The 17,160-nt window shown below is 72.0% G+C and carries 22 protein-coding genes; 9 read left to right on the top strand and 13 right to left on the bottom strand.

The genetic code is table 11. The features are described 5' to 3' along the window. The first annotated feature begins 24 nt into the window (after positions 1-24). Positions 25-1,320 carry a precorrin-6y C5,15-methyltransferase (decarboxylating) subunit CbiE gene (gene cbiE, locus KUG39_RS03435; protein WP_286192913.1) on the top strand — a complete coding sequence of 432 codons (1,296 nt, stop codon included), beginning with the start codon at positions 25-27 and terminating at the stop codon, positions 1,318-1,320. Here cbiE and KUG39_RS03440 read toward each other — a convergent pair. The 3 genes from KUG39_RS03440 to KUG39_RS03450 are packed head-to-tail and all read right to left on the bottom strand — an operon-like array spanning position 1,274 to position 3,398. Next, on the bottom strand, positions 1,274-1,783 hold the full coding sequence (locus tag KUG39_RS03440; RefSeq protein ID WP_190611047.1) for a DUF192 domain-containing protein: 510 nt from the start codon (positions 1,781-1,783) through the stop codon (positions 1,274-1,276). The genes cbiE and KUG39_RS03440 overlap by 47 nt on opposite strands. Beyond that, positions 1,780-2,436: a winged helix-turn-helix transcriptional regulator gene (locus KUG39_RS03445; RefSeq protein WP_353617635.1), complete on the bottom strand. Its 657-nt coding sequence runs from the start codon at positions 2,434-2,436 to the stop codon at positions 1,780-1,782. The genes KUG39_RS03440 and KUG39_RS03445 overlap by 4 nt, the downstream gene beginning before the upstream one ends. A gap of 35 nt (positions 2,437-2,471) precedes the next feature. After that, positions 2,472-3,398, bottom strand: a complete 927-nt coding sequence (locus KUG39_RS03450) for an NAD(+) kinase (RefSeq protein ID WP_216912966.1) — start codon at positions 3,396-3,398, stop codon at positions 2,472-2,474. Positions 3,399-3,614: 216 nt separating this feature from the next. Between KUG39_RS03450 and KUG39_RS03455 the strand changes: the two genes are divergently transcribed. Then, positions 3,615-4,481, top strand: coding sequence for a sulfotransferase (locus KUG39_RS03455; RefSeq protein WP_216912968.1), 867 nt, complete (start codon positions 3,615-3,617; stop codon positions 4,479-4,481). 60 nt (positions 4,482-4,541) lie between these two features. Here the strand turns inward: KUG39_RS03455 and pheS are convergent, their stop codons facing one another. Continuing rightward, complete coding sequence (pheS, locus tag KUG39_RS03460; protein ID WP_094585454.1) at positions 4,542-5,549, bottom strand: phenylalanine--tRNA ligase subunit alpha; 1,008 nt, start codon at positions 5,547-5,549, stop codon at positions 4,542-4,544. A 74-nt stretch (positions 5,550-5,623) separates the two neighbouring features. Here pheS and surE point away from each other — a divergent pair, with 74 nt between their 5' ends. After that, on the top strand, positions 5,624-6,436 hold the full coding sequence (gene surE, locus KUG39_RS03465) for a 5'/3'-nucleotidase SurE (RefSeq protein ID WP_216912977.1): 813 nt from the start codon (positions 5,624-5,626) through the stop codon (positions 6,434-6,436). On the opposite strand, the gene KUG39_RS03470 is transcribed toward surE, so the two are convergent. Beyond that, positions 6,421-7,002, bottom strand: a complete 582-nt coding sequence (locus KUG39_RS03470) for a DUF3611 family protein (RefSeq protein WP_094585456.1) — start codon at positions 7,000-7,002, stop codon at positions 6,421-6,423. The two genes, surE and KUG39_RS03470, sit on opposite strands and share 16 nt — an antisense overlap. A 63-nt stretch (positions 7,003-7,065) precedes the next feature. Between KUG39_RS03470 and KUG39_RS03475 the strand changes: the two genes are divergently transcribed. The 5 genes from KUG39_RS03475 (at position 7,066) to KUG39_RS03495 (ending at position 10,696) form a co-directional block, all read left to right on the top strand. Beyond that, entirely contained in the window at positions 7,066-8,022 is a 957-nt protein-coding gene (locus tag KUG39_RS03475; RefSeq protein WP_216912979.1) for a bifunctional riboflavin kinase/FAD synthetase, read from the top strand. 167 nt (positions 8,023-8,189) lie between these two features. Then, on the top strand, positions 8,190-9,272 hold the full coding sequence (locus tag KUG39_RS03480; RefSeq protein ID WP_216913028.1) for a thiamine phosphate synthase: 1,083 nt from the start codon (positions 8,190-8,192) through the stop codon (positions 9,270-9,272). Positions 9,273-9,280: 8 nt separating this feature from the next. Continuing rightward, positions 9,281-9,496, top strand: coding sequence for a sulfur carrier protein ThiS (gene thiS, locus KUG39_RS03485; RefSeq protein WP_094585458.1), 216 nt, complete (start codon positions 9,281-9,283; stop codon positions 9,494-9,496). A 27-nt stretch (positions 9,497-9,523) separates the two neighbouring features. Then, positions 9,524-10,474 (top strand): DUF1517 domain-containing protein, encoded by a 951-nt coding sequence (locus KUG39_RS03490; RefSeq protein ID WP_216912981.1) that lies wholly within the window; start codon positions 9,524-9,526, stop codon positions 10,472-10,474. Positions 10,475-10,537: 63 nt separating this feature from the next. Next, a complete protein-coding gene (locus KUG39_RS03495; protein ID WP_094585460.1) occupies positions 10,538-10,696 on the top strand; it encodes a hypothetical protein in 159 nt (52 codons plus the stop codon). Here KUG39_RS03495 and larB read toward each other — a convergent pair whose 3' ends face one another. From larB to era, 6 genes are all read right to left on the bottom strand, one after another. Then, a complete protein-coding gene (larB, locus tag KUG39_RS03500; protein WP_502988632.1) occupies positions 10,697-11,350 on the bottom strand; it encodes a nickel pincer cofactor biosynthesis protein LarB in 654 nt (217 codons plus the stop codon). A 44-nt stretch (positions 11,351-11,394) separates the two neighbouring features. Continuing rightward, positions 11,395-11,895 carry a TIGR03792 family protein gene (locus KUG39_RS03505; RefSeq protein WP_353617324.1) on the bottom strand — a complete coding sequence of 167 codons (501 nt, stop codon included), beginning with the start codon at positions 11,893-11,895 and terminating at the stop codon, positions 11,395-11,397. Beyond that, the gene (gene ispF, locus KUG39_RS03510; RefSeq protein ID WP_216912985.1) at positions 11,892-12,377 is read right to left on the bottom strand and encodes a 2-C-methyl-D-erythritol 2,4-cyclodiphosphate synthase; all 486 of its coding nucleotides are present in this window, start codon (positions 12,375-12,377) and stop codon (positions 11,892-11,894) included. The genes KUG39_RS03505 and ispF overlap by 4 nt, the downstream gene beginning before the upstream one ends. A 52-nt stretch (positions 12,378-12,429) precedes the next feature. Further along, positions 12,430-13,125 carry a tRNA (guanosine(37)-N1)-methyltransferase TrmD gene (gene trmD / locus KUG39_RS03515; RefSeq protein ID WP_094585464.1) on the bottom strand — a complete coding sequence of 232 codons (696 nt, stop codon included), beginning with the start codon at positions 13,123-13,125 and terminating at the stop codon, positions 12,430-12,432. Positions 13,126-13,132: 7 nt separating this feature from the next. Next, entirely contained in the window at positions 13,133-13,654 is a 522-nt protein-coding gene (locus tag KUG39_RS03520; RefSeq protein WP_094585465.1) for a phycobiliprotein lyase, read from the bottom strand. Between the two features lie 102 nt (positions 13,655-13,756). Further along, positions 13,757-14,740 carry a GTPase Era gene (gene era, locus KUG39_RS03525; RefSeq protein ID WP_216912987.1) on the bottom strand — a complete coding sequence of 328 codons (984 nt, stop codon included), beginning with the start codon at positions 14,738-14,740 and terminating at the stop codon, positions 13,757-13,759. 46 nt (positions 14,741-14,786) lie between these two features. Here era and KUG39_RS03530 point away from each other — a divergent pair, with 46 nt between their 5' ends. Beyond that, positions 14,787-15,362 (top strand): sll1618 family protein, encoded by a 576-nt coding sequence (locus tag KUG39_RS03530; protein WP_216912988.1) that lies wholly within the window; start codon positions 14,787-14,789, stop codon positions 15,360-15,362. Positions 15,363-15,395: 33 nt separating this feature from the next. Here KUG39_RS03530 and KUG39_RS03535 read toward each other — a convergent pair whose 3' ends face one another. Together KUG39_RS03535 and KUG39_RS03540 are read right to left on the bottom strand one after the other, a co-directional pair. Beyond that, on the bottom strand, positions 15,396-16,076 hold the full coding sequence (locus tag KUG39_RS03535) for a porin family protein (protein WP_216912990.1): 681 nt from the start codon (positions 16,074-16,076) through the stop codon (positions 15,396-15,398). After that, the gene (locus KUG39_RS03540) at positions 16,073-17,158 is read right to left on the bottom strand and encodes a hypothetical protein (RefSeq protein ID WP_094585468.1); all 1,086 of its coding nucleotides are present in this window, start codon (positions 17,156-17,158) and stop codon (positions 16,073-16,075) included. Before KUG39_RS03540 ends, KUG39_RS03535 begins: the two co-directional genes overlap by 4 nt. Between the last annotated feature and the right edge of the window lie 2 nt (positions 17,159-17,160).

A 17,160-nucleotide genomic window follows, 5' to 3' on the forward strand; every position in this document is an offset into this window, starting at 1 on the left:
TGGGCCGGCACGTCCGGGAGCATCATGGCCAGAAGTGGCACAGGGGCACGGCTGGAGGGTTCGCTGCTGGAGGTGCTGGGCACCGATGCCGCCGGCCTGGCGGGTCTCTCCCGCCACTGGCAGGACCGGATCCGGCAGGCCGATCTGGTGGCGGCCCCCCGGCGTCTCCTGGCGGACCTCGAGGCCTGGCGGGGTGAGGCCCCCGCGCCGGAGCTGCTGGCCAGCGACCGGCCCGCCGACCTGCTGCCCCGGCTGGAGCGGGCCCTCGCCGCTGATGAACGGGTGGTGCTGCTCGCCAGCGGCGACCCCCTCTGGTTCGGCATCGGCCGTCTGCTGCTGCAGCACCTTCCGGCCGAACGCCTCCGCTTCCATCCGGCCCCCACCTCCCTGCAGCTCGCCTTTGCCCGCCTGGGGCGGCCCTGGCAGGACGCCTCCTGGATCAGCCTCCATGGCCGTGACCCCGAGCCGCTGGCGGCCCGCTTGCAGCAGCGTCCCGCCGCCCTGGCGGTGCTGACCGATCCGGCCCGGGGCGGCGCCGACGCGGTGCGCCGGATCCTGCGGGCGTCGGGGCTGGAGGCCGCCTATGAGCTCTGGCTGGGGGAGCGCCTGGGCCATCCGGCGGAGCGGCTGCAGCGGCTGGCGCCCGACGACCCCCTGCCGCCCGATCTCGATCCCCTGCACCTGGTGCTGCTGATCGCGCTCCAGCCCCCCGTGCCGGCGCCGGAGGCCCTGCCGCTGTTCGGCCTGGCCGACGGTCTCTGGCTGCAGCACCCCGACCAGCCGGGGCTGATGACCAAACGGGAGGTGCGCATCCAGCTGCTGGCCGATCTGGAGCTGCCCGAGACAGGGGTGCTCTGGGACATCGGCGCCGGGGTGGGGTCGGTGGGGCTGGAGGCGCTGCGCCTGCGCCCCGCCCTGGAGCTGTGGGCGGTGGAGCGCCGGCCCGGGGCCGCCGGACTGATCGGCGCCAACGCGGACCGGCTGGGGGTGCGGCCTACGGCGGTGCTGGAGGGGGAGGCCCCGGCCGCCCTGGGCCCCCTGCCCGATCCCGACCGGGTGCTGATCGGCGGCGGCGGCCGGGACCGGCGCGAGGTGCTGGAGGCGGTGCTGGACCGGCTGCGGCCCGGCGGGGTGGTGGTTCTGCCCCTGGCCACGGTCGAAGCCCTGGCCCAGCTCAGGCCCCAGCTGGAGCAGGCCGGCCTGGCGGTGACGGTCAGCCAGATCCAGGCCTGGCGCGGCGCCCCCCTGGCGGAGGGCACCCGCCTGGCGCCCCTCAATCCCGTGCTGGTGCTGAAGGGGTCGCGCCCGGCAGCGGGGTGATCCGCACCGGGGTGCCCACGCTGATGCCGAGCACGGCGGCCTGGCCGGCGGCCAGTTCCAACACTCCGTCCATCGGCGTGTCGGGGCCGTAGCTGCGGCAGGGCAGGTTCATGCAGGGGGGCACGTCCGTCTCCAGGGCCGCCACGCGACCGTCTCGGATGAACAGCATGTCCAGGGGTTCGGGCGTGCGGTGCATCCAGAACCGGGTCACCGCCGGAGGGTCGTAGGGGAACCACATGCCACGCAGGTGGGGCAGGGGCGGGCGCATCTGCAGCCCCATGGCGTACTGGCGCTCACCCCGGGGCACCTCCAGCTGGATGCAGCGCGCCGGCGGCGGCCCTTCCAGGCACCACTGGGCGGTGATGGGCAGGAACTGGGGCGGGCTCTGGCTCAGGCCCGGCCCGCAGCCGAGCAGCCCGACGACACCGGCGATGGTCAGGCTCCGGAGCAGGGAACGGCTCATGGCACGGGCCCCACGGGGGGACGCCCGTCACTGAGGCAGTAGCCCCGCCCCCGCACGGTGTGGATCAGCCGTGGTTCCCCGTCCTGCTCCAGTTTCTGGCGCAGATAGCGCACGTAGACCTCGATCACGTTGCTGGCACCTCCGCCCTGGTCGGCCCAGATCTCCTCCAGGATCTGCTCCCGGCTCACGACCGTTCCCTTCTGACGCAGCAGCAGCAGCAGCAGCTGGTACTCCCTGGCCGTCAGGCTGAGCTGGCGCTGACCGCGCCACCCCTGGCAGGCCACCTGATCGATGCGCAGATCCGCCACCTTCAGCAGCGTGGACACCGGCATGGGGGCCTGGCGCTGGGCGAAGCCCAGGTGCAGCCGCAGCCGGGTGAGCAGATCGCTCGTGCCCAGGCTGGGCAGCCAGAAATCATCGGCGCCCCACTCCAGGCAATGGCTGCGGCTCTCGACGCTGTCGCTGGTGATGCCGAGCAGCAGCGGGCGGGCCCCCAGCCGGCGGCGCAGCTCCGGGATCCGCGCTTCGCTGCCGGGCGACAGGACCACCGCCGCCGGCAGCTCCTCCCCGGACTCCTGCAGCTGCGGCCGGTAACCGGACACCTCCAGCCGCGGCGCGAGGCCGGCGGCCTCCGGGCCCACCAGCAGCACCACGGTCGGTGGTGGGGGCGTGGTCGACGGTGGCGTGGTCACAGGGGGGCGTCGGCGTGGCTGCTGGAGGGCTTGGCCACGTGGGGCAGTCCCCAGCCCAGCTTGTTGCGCAGCACCTGGAAGAACTCGTGGTCGGCCAGCCGCACGAAGCGCACCGGATGCTCGCTGCGGCGCACCAGCACCCGGTCCTCGGGCCAGATGTAACAGCCGGCGCTGCCGTCGACCACCATCATCAGCCGCTCCGGGGTGGCGGGGAACACGGTCACCGGCTCCTGGTCGCTGAAGACCAGGGCCCGGGAGGCGAGGGAATGGGCGGCGATCGGTGTCAGCTGCAGCACCGGACAGTCGGGGGTGATCACCGGCCCTCCGGCGCTGAGGGCGTAGGCGGTGGAGCCGGTGGGGGAGGAGAGGATCACCCCGTCGGCGGCGATGTCCACGGGGGCGTGGCGGCCGATGGCGATCTCGAAGTGGCACATGCTGGTGAGCGGCTCCCGGTGCAGGGCCATCTCGTTGAGACAGAGCACCTCCCAGCGCCGCTGCTCGCCCCGCATCACGCTCACCACCATCATGGAGCGCTCCTCCACGGTCCATTCCCCGGCCACCACCTGGGCCAGGGCCTGGTCCAGGTCCTTGAGGTAGGCCTCCGCCAGGAAACCGAGGTGGCCGGTGTTGATCGTCAGGATCGGCACGCCGATCGGGGCGGTCTGGCGGGCGGCGGAGAGAACGGTGCCGTCCCCCCCCAGCACCAGGGCCAGGGCCATCTCCTCATCGAAGCTGGCGGGCACGCAGGCGGCGTAGCCCCGGGAGCGCAGGTGCTGGTCGGGATTGGCGAAACCCACCACGCCACCGGAGCTGCTCACCCGTGCGACCTCCAGCCCGGCGGCGGTCAGCCGGTTCTCGATCAGGTCGGCGGTGCTGATCGCCAGATCCTTGCCGTCATTGACGATCAGTCCGACCCGGGGCACCGATCGCAGGCTGAATGGCAGACAGACTCTAGGAGGACGCGGAACGGCAGCCACGGCTGCAGGGGACGGGCGAAACCAGGTTGGGGAGATGGCCTTTCGGCCTCCCTGGCCGTCGTCGCCGAACAGGGCCTGCAGGCCGAGTTGCCAGTGCCCGGATGGTTTAAGACAAAGCGACAGCGTTAACATCCGGGCACTTCGTCCCGTCGGCTGCTGCCGGTGAAGCTTCTTTACATCGGTGGTCTCGAGCACAGCGGGACCACCCTCACCGAGCAGTTGCTGAGCAGCCATTCCCGCAGCCTCAGCCTGGGAGAGATCGCTTCCTTCTTCTCTCCCTCCCACATGAAGGCCTATCTCCGTGCCTGGGGAGATCATGACGACGTGCGTCGCTGTTCCTGTGGCAGTGACTGGGAGAATTGTTCCTTCTGGGGACAGCTCACCCATCTCAATGGCCTGAATTCAGACCTTCCTCTGGACGAGAAATATGCCCAGCTGATCAGATTCATCCGACGCCAGCTTGGTGATGACGTGCTGGTGACGGATTCTTCCAAGTCCGTGGAAGCCCTGGGCGCCCTGCGCAGTGCCCTGCGGCGCGAAGCCGCCAGCCAGGATCGTTTCGGGCTCATCCTCGTGACCAAGGATGTGCGCAGCTTCACGGCTTCGATGAAGCGCAAGAGTGGCAGCAAGGGGATGCTTTCCGCTTTCCGTTCGATGAACTACTGGACCCATGCCAATACCAAGTGGTTGAAGGTTCTGGCCGCCGACCCTTCGATCCCCCATCGCATCAACCTCTACGAACACCTCTGTCTCGATACGCTGGGTCAGGTCAACGCGCTGCTGGCGATGGTTGAAGAAGCCCCCCTCCCCAGCCTGGACATCGCCAACACGCGATCGCACATCGCCATGGGGAACAAGGACTTCCTGATGCGCAATCGCAGCCATGTCCGCTACGACCAGCGCTGGTTCACCGATGACGCCATTCTTCTGGCCTATCTCATCAACGGCCCGGCCAGGCGTCTCAACCACCGTTTCTATCGAATGGGCCAGCAGCTCGCCGCAGACCTGCCCAAGAAGTCACCGATCTGAGGAGGCTGAAACAGGAGGGGCGATCGACCAGGGTGCACGGCCGATGTCAGACATCGGGGATCAGAACTGCTCCAGGAAGCGCAGATCGCTGTTGAACAGCCGGCGGATGTCGTCGATGCCGTGGCGCACCATGCAGAACCGCTCCACCCCCAGGCCGGCGGCGAAGCCGCTCCAGCGCTCCGGATCGATGCCCAGGCCCTCCAGCACAGCAGGATCCACCATGCCGCAGCCCATCACCTCCAGCCAGCGGCCCCGCCACTGCACGTCCACCTCGGCGGAGGGCTCGGTGAAGGGGAAATAGCTGGCCCGGAACCGCACCGGCAGATCACCGAAGAACTGCTGCAGGAAGGTGGTGACCGTGCCGCGCAGGTGGCTGAAATCCAGCCCTTCGTCGAGGGCGAGCACCTCCACCTGGTGGAACACCGGCGAGTGGGTGGCATCCACCGCATCGCGCCGGTAGACCCGCCCGGGGGCGATCACCCGCACCGGCGGGGGGTTGGCCTCGAGGTGGCGGATCTGCACGGGTGAGGTGTGGGTGCGCAGCAGCCGGTCGCCCCCCAGGTAGAAGGTGTCCTGCATGTCCCGGGCCGGGTGGTGCTCCGGGATGTTGAGGGCGGTGAAGTTGTAGTGGTCGGTTTCGATCTCGGGCCCCTCGGAAACCCGGTAGCCGAGGCCGGCGAAGATGTCGACGATCTCCTCGATCGTGCTCTGCAGCGGATGGCGGTGGCCCGGCGGCACGTAGCTGCAGCCCGCCGTCACATCGATCCGCTCCCGTTCCAGCCGCTCCGCCATGGCGGCGCTGCGGACGGCCTCGAGCCTGGCGCCCAGCAGCTGCTGCACCTGGTCCTTGAGGAGGTTGGCCCGCTGGCCCACCAGGGGGCGCTCCTCACCGGGGAGGCGGCCCATGGCACCGAGCACCCCGGAGAGCCGTCCCTTCTTGCCCAGCAGGCCCACCCGCAGCTCCTCAAGGGCCGTGGCGTCCCCGGCGGCGGCGATGGCGGCGGCGGCCTCCGCCTCCAGGCGCTCCAGCTGGTCGGTGAGCTGCTGCAGGCTGACGGTGGTGCTCACGGCACGGATCGGGGGGAGGAAGCGACTGTAGGCAGCAGCGTCTAGCTTGCCGGCAGTCCACGCGGTCGAGGCCGATGGCACCGCTCCGGATCCTGATCAGCAACGACGACGGGGTGTTCGCCGACGGCATCCAGGCCCTGGCGGCCGAGGCCGTCGGTCGCGGCCACACCGTCACCGTGGTCTGCCCGGACCGGGAGCGCTCCGCCACCGGCCACGGACTCACCCTCCAGACCCCGTTGCGGGCGGAGCGGGCCGACGAACTCTTCGCGGCGGGCGTCACCGCCTGGGCCTGCAGCGGCACCCCCTCCGACTGCGTCAAGCTGGCCCTGTTCCGGCTGCTGGAGCAGCCGCCGGACCTGGTGCTCTCCGGCATCAACCACGGCCCCAACCTCGGCACCGACGTGCTCTATTCGGGCACCGTCTCGGCGGCGATGGAGGGCACGATCGAGGGACTGCCGGCCCTGGCGGTGAGCAGCGCCGACTTCCACTGGCGTCGCTTCGAGGCGGCGGCGGCCCTGGCCCTTGATGTGGCCGAGCGGATGCTGGCCAGCAGCTGGCCCGAGGGGCTGCTGCTCAATCTCAACGTCCCGCCCCGGCCCGCCGCAGACCTCGCCCCGCTGCGCTGGTGCCGCACGGCCGTGCGGCGCTACATCGATCAGTTCGAGAAACGCACCGATCCCCGTGGCCGCACCTACTACTGGCTGGCCGGCGAAGTGGTCGACGATCTCGATGGCACCGGCGCCGGTCCGGCCGAATGGCCCACCGATGTGGCCTGGGTGCAGCAGGGCGGACCGTCCCTGACGCCCCTGCAGCCCGAACTCTTCTGGCGGGGCTCCGTCGCCTCATTGCCGGCCGTGGAGGCCTTGGGCGATCAGGTCTTGCGATAGATCCGCTGCAGCAGCCACAAGCTGAGGATCAGGGCGATCAGGTGGGCGAACAGCACCTGGGTGTTGCTCAGCACCGAAAGCATCTCGATCGAGGTGATCGGCAGCCCCACCACCCGGCCGCCGCTGCCTGGGGTCCCCTGCATCTGGGCCCCGAAGAAGCCCGGCACCTGCTGGGAGGCCTGCACGAACAGGCTGCCGGCCAGGGCCTGATAGCCCACCGCCGCGAGGGTGAGCCCGCCCAGGTCGGCCAATAGACCGCGTTTCACCAGGCGCGTGGTTTCGCCCTTGCTGGGGCGTGCCGGGCTGGCCAGGGCGCGGCCGCAGCGCACCACCAGCCAGGATTGCCACAGACTCCAGAGCAGAACCAGGAATGACAGGGTTGTGAGGGAAAGGCCGGGGCCCAGCCCCAGGGCACGGGAGGAGTTGGCCGCCATCTGGCCGCCGATGTTGTTAAAGATCAGCACCCCCACCACCACCACTCCGAGGGCGAGCTGGACCCAGAAGCGCACCCAGCCCATGCGGCGCAGGGCATCGGCCATGCGCTGCAGATCCAGCGTGTCGACCATGGGGAGAAGGGCGAAGGCCCCAAACTTGGCATGGGAGGATCCAGCCGGCGAGGGCCGAGGCCGTTGATCCCGCTTCACGACCCCTCCAGCGCCCTGCGCCCCACCGCCGTCGCCCTGGGCAGCTTTGATGGCCTGCATCGGGGTCACCGGAGCGTGATCGCCGCCGTCACCGCGCCCATGGCCGCAGGCCAGGAGCGGGCTGTGCCCACGGTGGTCAGCTTCTGGCCCCATCCCCGCGAGGTGCTCCACGGCGAGACGCGGCTGCGGCTCGATCTCCCGGAGGAGAAGCTGGAACTGCTTGAACCCCTTGGCATCGAGCAGCTGGTGCTGGTGCCCTTCACCCGCGAGCTGGCGGCGCTGACCCCGGAGCCCTTCGTGCGCCAGGTGCTGGCCGAACGGCTCCAGGCCCGCAGGATCGCGGTGGGCACCAACTTCCGCTTCGGCGTCGATCGCCGCGGGGACGTGGACGACCTGGCCCGCATCGGCGCCAGCTTCGGCATCGACGTGCAGGTGGTGCCGATGCTGTGGGATGGGGCCGAGCGGGTGAGCAGCAGTCGCATCCGGCGGGCCCTGGCGGCCGGCGACATCGACGAGGCGGCGCGGCTGCTGGAGCGTCCCTACCGCTTCAGCGGCCAGGTGGTGAGCGGTCGGGGCCTGGGGCGCCAGCTGGGCTGGCCCACCGCCAACCTGGCGGTGGACGGCCGCAAGTTCCTGCCGCTGGAAGGGGTCTATGCGGCCCTGGCCTGGCGCGACGGCGGCGAGGGACCGATGGCGGCGGTGATGAACCTGGGCCCCCAGCCCACCGTCGATCCCCTGGCCCCATCGGCGGTGGAGGTGCACCTGCTGGAGCGCCGGCTGGAGCTGGTGGGGGCCCATCTGACCGTGCAGCCCCTGCGGCTGCTGCGGCGCCAGCAGGCGTTCGCCAGCCTGGAGGCCCTCAGCCGTCAGATCCGGCTGGATGCCGATCGGGCCGGGGACCTCTGCCGGACACTCGGACCCCCTGGGGAGGCGTCCACCTAGGGGCAGGACATCAGCTATCAGCTCCGACCGTCGGTCCGGGCTTCTGCCGCCCATGGCCCGAGCTCCCGCCGCCGTCTCTCCTCCCGCCGGAAGGAGCCGTCCCATACCCTGGAGGCCTCACCCGCCCCGGTCCGGTGACGCCCCAGCCTCCAGTCCCGTCGCCGCCGCTGTCCGGCCGTGAGCGTGGTTCCACCCACCGTGCCGCCAGCGAGCGTGCCGCCATCGAGCGGCTGCTTGATGCCAACCTCGACCGGGCCCGGGAGGGGCTGCGGGTGCTGGAGGACTGGGCCCGCTTCGCCCTCGACCGTCCCGACCTGGTGGCCCGTACCAAGGACCTGCGCCAGCGCCTGGGGCGGCTGCACCGGACCTCCTACAAGCTGGCCCGGCACACCGCCAGCGACCCGGCCACGGGCCTGGCCCATCCGGCCCAGGCCGAACGGCAGGACGGCGCCAGTGTGCTGGCCGCCAACGCCGGACGGGTGCAGGAGGCCCTGCGGGTGCTGGAGGAGTTCGGCCGGCTTGAGGACCCGGAGCTGGCGGCCGAGGCGGCGTCGATCCGCTACGCCCTCTACGACGTGGAGGTGGATCTGCTCCAGGCCGGCCGTGACGGCGACGGGCGCCGGGCCCTGCTGCGCCGCTGCCATCTGTACCTGGTGACCAGCCCGGTGGACGGCCTGGAGGCCGTGGTGGCCGCCGCCCTGGCGGCGGGGCTGCGGCTGGTGCAGTACCGCGCCAAACCCGACGCCCCCCTGGATGACCGGAGTCGCTTCGCCCAGGCCAGCGCCCTGCGCCAGCTCTGCCACCGCCATGGCGCCCTGTTCCTGGTCAACGACCGCATCGACCTGGCCCTGGCGGTGGGGGCCGACGGCGTCCACCTCGGCCAGGGCGACCTGCCGCCCTCGGTGGCCCGCCGTCTGCTGGGGCCCGACCGGCTGATCGGCCGCAGCACCCACCGGCTCGAGGACCTGCGCCAGGCGGTCGCCGATGGCTGCGACTACGTGGGGGTGGGGCCCGTCAACGCCACGCCCACCAAGCCCGGCCGCGAGCCGGTGGGGCTGGCCTACGTGACCCAGGCGGCGGCGGAGTGCCCCCTGCCTTTCTTCGCCATCGGCGGCATCGATCCGGGCAACCTGGCCGCCGTGCGCCGTGCCGGGGCGGATCGGGTGGCGGTGGTGCGGGCCATCACGGCCGCCGACGACCCCGGCGCCGCGGTCGCCGCCCTGCTGGCGGGGCTGGAGGCTGAGGCATGACGGGTGGCATGACGGGAGACCTGCTGCTGCGGGTCAACGGGGAAGCGCGCCGCTGCCCCGCGGGTCTGTGTCTCGATGCCGTGCTCGTGGCGCTCGGCTACCAGCCGCGTCTGGTGGTGGTGGAGTTCAACGGTGAGATCCTGCCCAGGGATCGCTGGCCAGCCCAGGCTGTGGTGGAATCCGATGTGCTGGAAGTGGTCACCATCGTGGGGGGCGGTTCCTAGATTCCTGCCATCGCAACGTCGTACCCCATGGGTTCCCGCTTGTTCCGGCGCCTGGCCGGTCTGATGGTCGTGCCCGTGCTGGTGGCCGGCCTGGTGATCGCCTCCCCGCCGCCGGCCCAGGCCGCCAGCGGCGGTCGCATCGGTGGTGGCAGCTTCCGTTCGGCGCCCTCCATGCCCCGCAGCTATGGCGGCGGCGGTGGCTACGGGGGCGGCAGCTTCGGCGGCGGAGGCTACCGGGGCGGCGGCATCGGCTTCCCCTTCATCGTGCCGATCTTCGGTTTCGGCGGCGGCGGCCTGTTCGGTTTCCTGATCCTGATGGCCGTGGCCGGCGTGGTGGTCAACGCCCTGCGCGGCGGTGGCGGCGGGCCCGCGCTGGCGGGTTCCGGTTCCGAGCTGGCCTACAGGCCACGCCCGGACGGGCCGGTCTCGATCGCCCAGGTCCAGGTGGGCCTGCTGGCGTCCGCCCGCGATCTCCAGGACGATCTGCGCCGGCTGGCCGGTTCGTCGGACACCTCCAGCAGCAGCGGCCTGCAGCGGGTGCTGCAGGAAACCAGCCTCTCCCTGCTGCGCCATCCCGATCTCTGGGTGTACGCCAACGGCGAAGTGGGCCAGGTGCCGTTCGCCAGCGCCGAATCCACCTTCAACCGGCTCTCCATGCAGGAGCGCAGCAAGCTGGAACGAGAGCTCACCGCCAACGTGGCCGGGCGCCGCTTCAGTGAGCCCGCCCCCGTGGCCCCCGGTGCCAGCGATGCCGCCAGCGATTTCATCGTCGTCACCCTGCTGGTGGCCAGCCGGCGCAACCTGGCGATCAAGGGGGCCGGCACCGCCGACGACCTGCGCGATTCGCTCCAGAAGCTCGGTGCGGTCGGCGCGGACGATCTGCTGGCCATCGAGGTGATCTGGCAGCCGGAAGGGGCCGGCGAGGTGCTCACCACCGAGCAGGTGATCACGGCCTACCCCAACCTGCAGCATCTCTGAACCTGCGGCCTTGCCGGCCGGCCTGCGGTCCCCCACACTGCGCGGCAGAAGCCGCAGGCGCCGATGCCTCCCCATCGGATCAGCTGGATCAACTCCCCGGTGCTGCTTGAGGCCATCGAGCGTTACGAGCAGGGCCGGCTGCCGCGCCCCCTGGCCCTCTGGCTCCAGACCGTGCTGGAGCTGGAGGCTCCTCCGGCGGGTCCCCTGCGTCCCGGCGGCTGATCAGCCGGCCCGGTCCAGCTGCAGGATCCGCAGGGCGGCCATGGCGGCCCCGTAGCCGTTGTCGATGTTCACCACGGTGAGCCCGGGGGCACAGCTGGCCAGCATGCCCATCAGGGCCGCCTGGCCGCCGGCGCTCACCCCATAGCCCACCGCCACCGGCACCCCGATCACCGGCTGGGGCAGCAGGCCGGCCAGCACGGTGGGCAGGGCTCCCTCCATCCCGGCGCAGGCGATTAGCACCCGGGCCTGGCGCAGCCCCTCCAGCTGCCCCAGGAGCCGGTGCAGTCCGGCCACGCCCACGTCGAGCACCAGGTCGCTGGCCACCCCGTGGCAGGCCAGGGCCAGGCGCGCCTCGGCCGCCACCGTGAGGTCGCTGCTGCCGCCGCCGAGCACCGCCACCCGCCCGAGGGCCGGATCCGGCGGCGGCGGTGCGGGCCAGGTGAGGCAGCGGGCCAGCGGATGGTGGACGGGGGCTTCCCCGTCCCCGAGGGCCCCAAGGGCGTCCAAGCGCTCCTGGAGCCGCCGCTCCACCGCCGCGGCCTTCTCCGCCGACACGCGGGTCACCAGGGCCAGCTCCCCGGCCCGGCGCATCTCCAGCATCACGGCGGCGATCTGCTCGACGCTCTTGTGCTCGCCCCAGACCGCCTCCACCATGCCGAGCCGCCCGCGGCGGCCCAGGTCGAGCCGGGCGTCCTCGCTCAACGCCCCTCCTCTTCCGCCGGCGGCGTCAGAGCCACCCACTCCAGTTCGCCGGCGTGGACCAGGGGAAAGGGGTTGGCGGCCCCGGCCAGCCCCCGGGCCTCAGGATCGCGGGACAGGGCCCGCCGGGCCGCGACCTCGAACCGACCCTGCACCGCATCGATCTCGCTGGCCGGGATGGCCAGCCACTGGCGGCGGCTGCGCCAGCGGATCAGCAGCAGACCTTCCTCCCGTTCCGCGTCCCAGAGCAGCTCCCGGCCCAGGAAGCCGTCCTGGCGTTGCAGCCACGGTCCCCAGCTCTCCTCCTCCGCCTGCAGCCAGGCCCCCCGGGCGTCGGCGGGCACCTTCACCCTCAGGTGCTCCACCACCGGCCCCTGGGGCTGGGCGAGGGCGGCCGGGGTGGCGGCCTGGGCCGTGGCGGGAAGGCCGACCAGCACGAGAGTGAGCAGGAAGAACGCGGCCAGCAAGGTAGCCAGCCAGCGGTTCGGTCGACGGGTCACGGCCGGTGCAGCAGCGCCACCGCATGGCAGGCAATGCCCTCCTGGCGGCCCGTGGGCCCGAGTCCCTCGTTGGTGGTCGCCTTGACCCCCACCTGGTCGGGGGCCAGGCCCATGCGGCCGGCGATCGCCTCCCGCATGGCGGCGATGTGGGGTTTGAGCCGGGGCCGCTCCGCCACCACGACCGTGTCGACGTTCAGCACCAGCCAGCCCCGCTCCGCCACCAGCGCCACCACCTGCTCCAGCAGCACCAGGCTGTCGGCGCCACGCCAGCGCTCGTCCTCCGGCGGAAAGTGGGTGCCGATGTCCCCCAGGCTGAGGGCCCCCAGCAGGGCATCCATCAGGGCGTGCACGAGTACGTCGGCGTCGCTGTGGCCGTCCAGCCCCAGGCCGTCGGGGTGCTCCAGGCGCACGCCGCCCAGGATCAGGGGACGGCCGGGGACGAGCCGGTGGATGTCGTAGCCGTTGCCGATGCGCAGCTGCATGGGGGGCGGTGGGGGCGGATCCAGTGTCGCCGGTGCGGGGCGATGGCGCGCTTCAGGTTTCCTGCTCCGCCTGCCACTGGGCCAGCAGGTCGGCGCGGCGCTCGCGGGTGCGGGCCACCTGCTGCTCCTGGCGCCAGCGGGCGATGGCGCCGTGGTCGCCGCTGCGCAGCACCTCCGGCACCGCCATGCCGCGGAACTCCGCCGGCCGGGTGTAGTGGGGGTGCTCCAGCAGCAGGCTGCTGTGGCTCTCGGCCTCGAGGCAGTCCGGCGAGCCGACGGTGCCGGGCAGCAGCCGCACCACGCCGCTGATCACCACCAGGGCCGGCAGTTCGCCGCCGGTGAGCACGAAATCGCCCAGGGACACCTCCTCGTCCGCCAGGGGCCGGATGCGCTCGTCGAAGCCCTCGTAGTGGCCGCAGAGCAGCACCAGCTGGTCGTGCTCGGAGGCCCAGCGGCGCAGGTCGCGCTGGTGCAGCGGCTGGCCCTGGGGGCTCATCAGCAGCACGCGGCGGCGCGGCAGCACCGGGATCGCCTCGAAGGCGGCGTAGACCGGCTCGGGCTTGAGCACCATGCCGGCACCGCCGCCGTAGGGCACGTCGTCCACCTTGCGGTAGCGATCGGTGGCGTGGTCGCGGGGATTGTGGGTGTGGACCTCGGCGATGCCGGCGGCGAAGGCACGGCCGATCACCCCCAGCCCCAGCAGGGGCGTGAAGGCGTCCGGCACCAGGCTCACCACGTCGAAGCGCATGGGGAGCTCAGCCGGCGGGTCGGCTGACCCGCCGGATCTCGGAGCTGAAGCTGGCCCGGCCCGGGCGGCCGTCGGGGTGGTGCTCCACGCTGCTGCGCAGGCGCAGGTTGGCCTTGGTGAACCAGATCCGCTCCCGCACCGACGCCCCGGCCCGCTCGCTGGTCAGCTCCAGGCTCCCATCCGGCCACAGCTGCCAGTGCCCCGTGCTGGCGGCCCCGTCCGGGGCACTGCCCTGGAAGCCGCCGTCGGGACGGAACAGCAGCCGGTGGCGGCCACCGCCGGGTGGGGTGATCTCCAGCCCTCCCGGCTCGCCGCTCTGCTCAGGGGCCAGGTAGGTGACCGTCAGTTCGCCCCGCTCGGAGCTGTGCCAGCTGGCCTCGTCCGCCTCGGCCTCCCGCGCCGCCTCTGCCGCCTCCTCGAGGCTGAAGCAGCTGCGCAGGGACAGCCAGTCGCCGGCGCAGAAGGCCAGGAACGCCGCGATCGTCTCGGGAGGGAAGGGGGCGGCGGGCGGCTCGGTCGCGCTGGTCACGGATGGGGCGGCGGGAGATCGGGGCTGGTGGGCCCCGTTTGGGATCCTCGCAAACCCCCCGCTGCAGGGGTGCGGTGTGGGGGCTGCGGAGCGCCGGCGGCCTCAGTCGCCCCGGTAGCCCAGCTCGGCCAGCCGGCCCGGATGGCTGCGCCAGTTGGGCACCACCTTGACGAACAGCTCGAGGTACACCGGACCGTCGAACACCTTCTGCATCTGCAGCCGCGCCCCCTGGCCGATCGCCTTGAGCATCTGCCCCCCCTTGCCGATCAGGATGCCCTTCTGGCTGCTGCGCTCCACCAGCACGGTGGCGAGCACGGCCGTGCGCACCTTGCCCTTCGCCTCCTCCTCCACGATCCGCTCGATCCGCACCGCCACTGAGTGGGGCACCTCCTCCCGGGTGAGGGTCAGCACCTGCTCCCGGATCAGCTCCGCCAGCAGCAGCTGTTCGGGCTGGTCGCTGACCGTGTCGGCCGGGTAGAGCAGGGGACCCGGCGGCAGGTCGGCCGCCAGGGCCTCCACCAGGGCCTGGCAGCCATCGCCGTTGAGGGCGCTGCAGGCGTGCAGGGGCCAGTTCACGGGGTGATCGCCACCCTCCGCCATCAGCTCCCGGTAGGTGGCGGCCAGATCCTCGGCGTCGGCGCCGACCCGGTCGCTCTTGTTGAGGGCCACATGCACCGGCACGCGGCTGTGGCGGAGCAGGTCGACGATGAACCCGTCCCCCCGGCCGGCCGGCTGGCTGGCATCCACCAGCAGCAGCACCACATCCACCTCGCCGATGGCACCCCGGGCGCTCTGGACGAGGCGTTCCCCCAGCAGGTGATGGGGTTTGTGGATCCCCGGGGTGTCCAGCAGGATCAGCTGGGCGGCGGGGGTGGTGAGGATGGCCCGCAGCCGGTTGCGGGTGGTCTGGGCCACGGGGGAGGTGATGGCCACCTTCTGGCCCACCAGCTGGTTGAGCAGGGTGGATTTGCCCACGTTCGGGCGTCCGATCAGGGCCACGAAGCCGGAACGGAAGGGCGCCCCTTCGCTGCTGCCGTCGTCGGGCTGGGCATCGCCGGGGCTGGCGGTCGGGGCGCTCGGGTCCATAGCCTCAACACTGCCAGTCCGCGGGCCCCGCCGCCCGTCCGCCGCCATGACCGATGACGCCCCGCTGACCGAGACCCCCTTGAACGGGGCCCCCCTGGCGCCGAGCTTCCCCCAGGCGATGGAGATCGCGGCCCAGTGGATCGGCCTCTGGGAAGCCGGGGAACTCAGCGATGAGGTGCTGGCCGATCGGGTGGGGGAGCTGGTGGCGAGCCGGGACGGGGCCCGTGGCTTTTTCGTGGTCGGCCTCACCGGCGAGGCGCCCCTGCTCGACCGGCTGCCGGAACCCCTGGTGGTCGCCCTGCGGCAGGCGGGTCCGGGGGTGGTGGATCTCACCGCGCGCAATCTGGCCATGAGCACGGCGATGGTGCTGCACCACCGGCGTTCGGGGGACCGGGAGCACCAGGCCGGCTCGGAGCGCGTCCAGCTGCGCAGCACCGAGCTGCTGCGCCAGCTGGAGCCGGTGGCCGTGAAGCAGCGCCTCGAGACCCTGCTGGCGGCCGCCGCGGAGGACGGTGCAACCGAGGCGGTGGTGGCGGAGGACAGGGCCTTCCTCGACCGCTGGGGGTACGACGCCGAACAGCGTCAGGCAATCGCCGCCGCCATCGAGGCCGTGGCTGACTGAGCCACGAACCCGGCCAACATCCTGGCTTCGGCCTCAGAACTTCAGGTAGAGCAGCGTCATGGCCTGAAGGGCGTCGAAAGTGACGCCATCGGGCAGGAAGACGTAGTTGACGTTGAACCCGAGGGTCACGTTCTGGGTGATGTTCAGATCGACGCCGCCGGTGAGCATGGCGTTCGTCTGGCCGGTGGAATAGGTGTTGGTGGCGATACCGCCCCCCAAGTAGGGGGAGACCACGGAGCGACGGAACAGATCCAGGGTGAGGGGCAACTGGAAGGAGGTCTGGCCGTTGTAGCGGCCCAGCACATCACGGTTGCCGAAGATCACACTGGGACGCAGGGAGACCGCCAGGGTTTCATTGAGTTTGTACCCGATCCGACCGGTGAACACCCCGCTGTTGGGCAGGTCACTGCCGAAATTGACGCCCCCACCGATGCCGTAGATGCCCACGTTCTCGATCGGTTTGCCCTGACGCGGCACGATCGCCAGCTCGGCGGGATCCCGGTTGGCCGGAGGCGGGAGGTAGTCGGCAGGAAGGGTGGCCGCGTCGGTGACGGGTTCCCAGCCGGCCGCCGCGGGCTCCGGGGCGATGGGGACCCAGGGAGCCGGTGGCGCCGGCAGCGACTGGGCCCGACCCGGATCGGCAGCCAGGGCCAGGGCCAGCCAGGCCAGACCGACCAGGGGGGCGCCGCCGGAGTGGAGCCGGATCCGCTTCACTGGGCCACCACGGCGCCGGCTGGACCGGCCGGGGCCGGGGTGGGGGCGGGAGCTTCCGCCACAGGGGCCACCGTGGCAGCGGCCGGGGGCGGCGGCGGGGCGATCGGGGCGCTGCTGGCCACCGGCGAGACCCGCACAGGGGCGGGGGTGGCCCTGTCCTCAGCCGGGAGCGGCTGCAGGTTCACCACCGTGGGGGTGACGGTCCCGGGGGCCTGGGCCGGCTGGCGGCTGGACCACTCCTTGATGTCCTCGATCACCGCGGGATCGTCCGGCTGGCTGAGCACATCGACGCTGCCGTCGGCCTGGATCGCAAGGGGCACCTGGGTGGGCTTGCTGACCCGGGTCGAGGGCACATGGATGACCCGGGCCTGCTGGAGCTTGGCCGTCTTGGTGGGCGTGGGGGTCGGCAGGGTGCGGATCGCCTGGCGCATCGGTTCCCTCAGGTTCTGGGGAATGGGAGCCATCGGATCGCCGCTGCTGGCCCAGCGGGCCCGCTCCGCCCGGGCCACGGTCGGCATGGCGGGCAGGCCAAGGTCCTGGATGGTGAGCACACCACCGAGGAGCTCGGAATTCGAGAAGTTGCGCTGCAGCAGGGTCTGGGCGCTGCCCAGGCCGGTGGTGCCGAGGGGAGGCCCATCGATGCGGAAGGACGCCGGGCGGGACGGGGCCTTGGCCAACTGGACCGGGGCGGTACTCCGGCGGGCGACCGCCGGACGGCGACCGGGATCGGGCCGGGCGCGCGACACGTTGGAGGGACCGCTGAGATCGAGGCTGCGTGCGAGGGGGGCATCCAGCAGCGAACCGATCTTTTCGGAGGCCGAACTCAGCACATGGCCGGTGGTGGTGCCCAGGTCGTCGAGGGGCGAGGAGGTGTCGGGCGCTGGGGTGGTGGCCGTTGCTTCCGGCGCTGAGGCGATTGCTTCGTCCGTCCCCTTCGGATCAGCCGGCTGGGGGATGGTCATGTCCTTGACCCGCGACTGCCAGCGGTCGTGGGCATCGATGGCCAGCAGCGGCAGCCAGATGGACTGGCTCAGCAGGGCCCAGGCGATGGCTTTGGGGCTGATGGTGGGTTCGCGGTACATGG

The organism is Synechococcus sp. CCAP 1479/10 (genome assembly GCF_019038515.1).
Taxonomy (GTDB): domain Bacteria; phylum Cyanobacteriota; class Cyanobacteriia; order PCC-6307; family Cyanobiaceae; genus Cyanobium.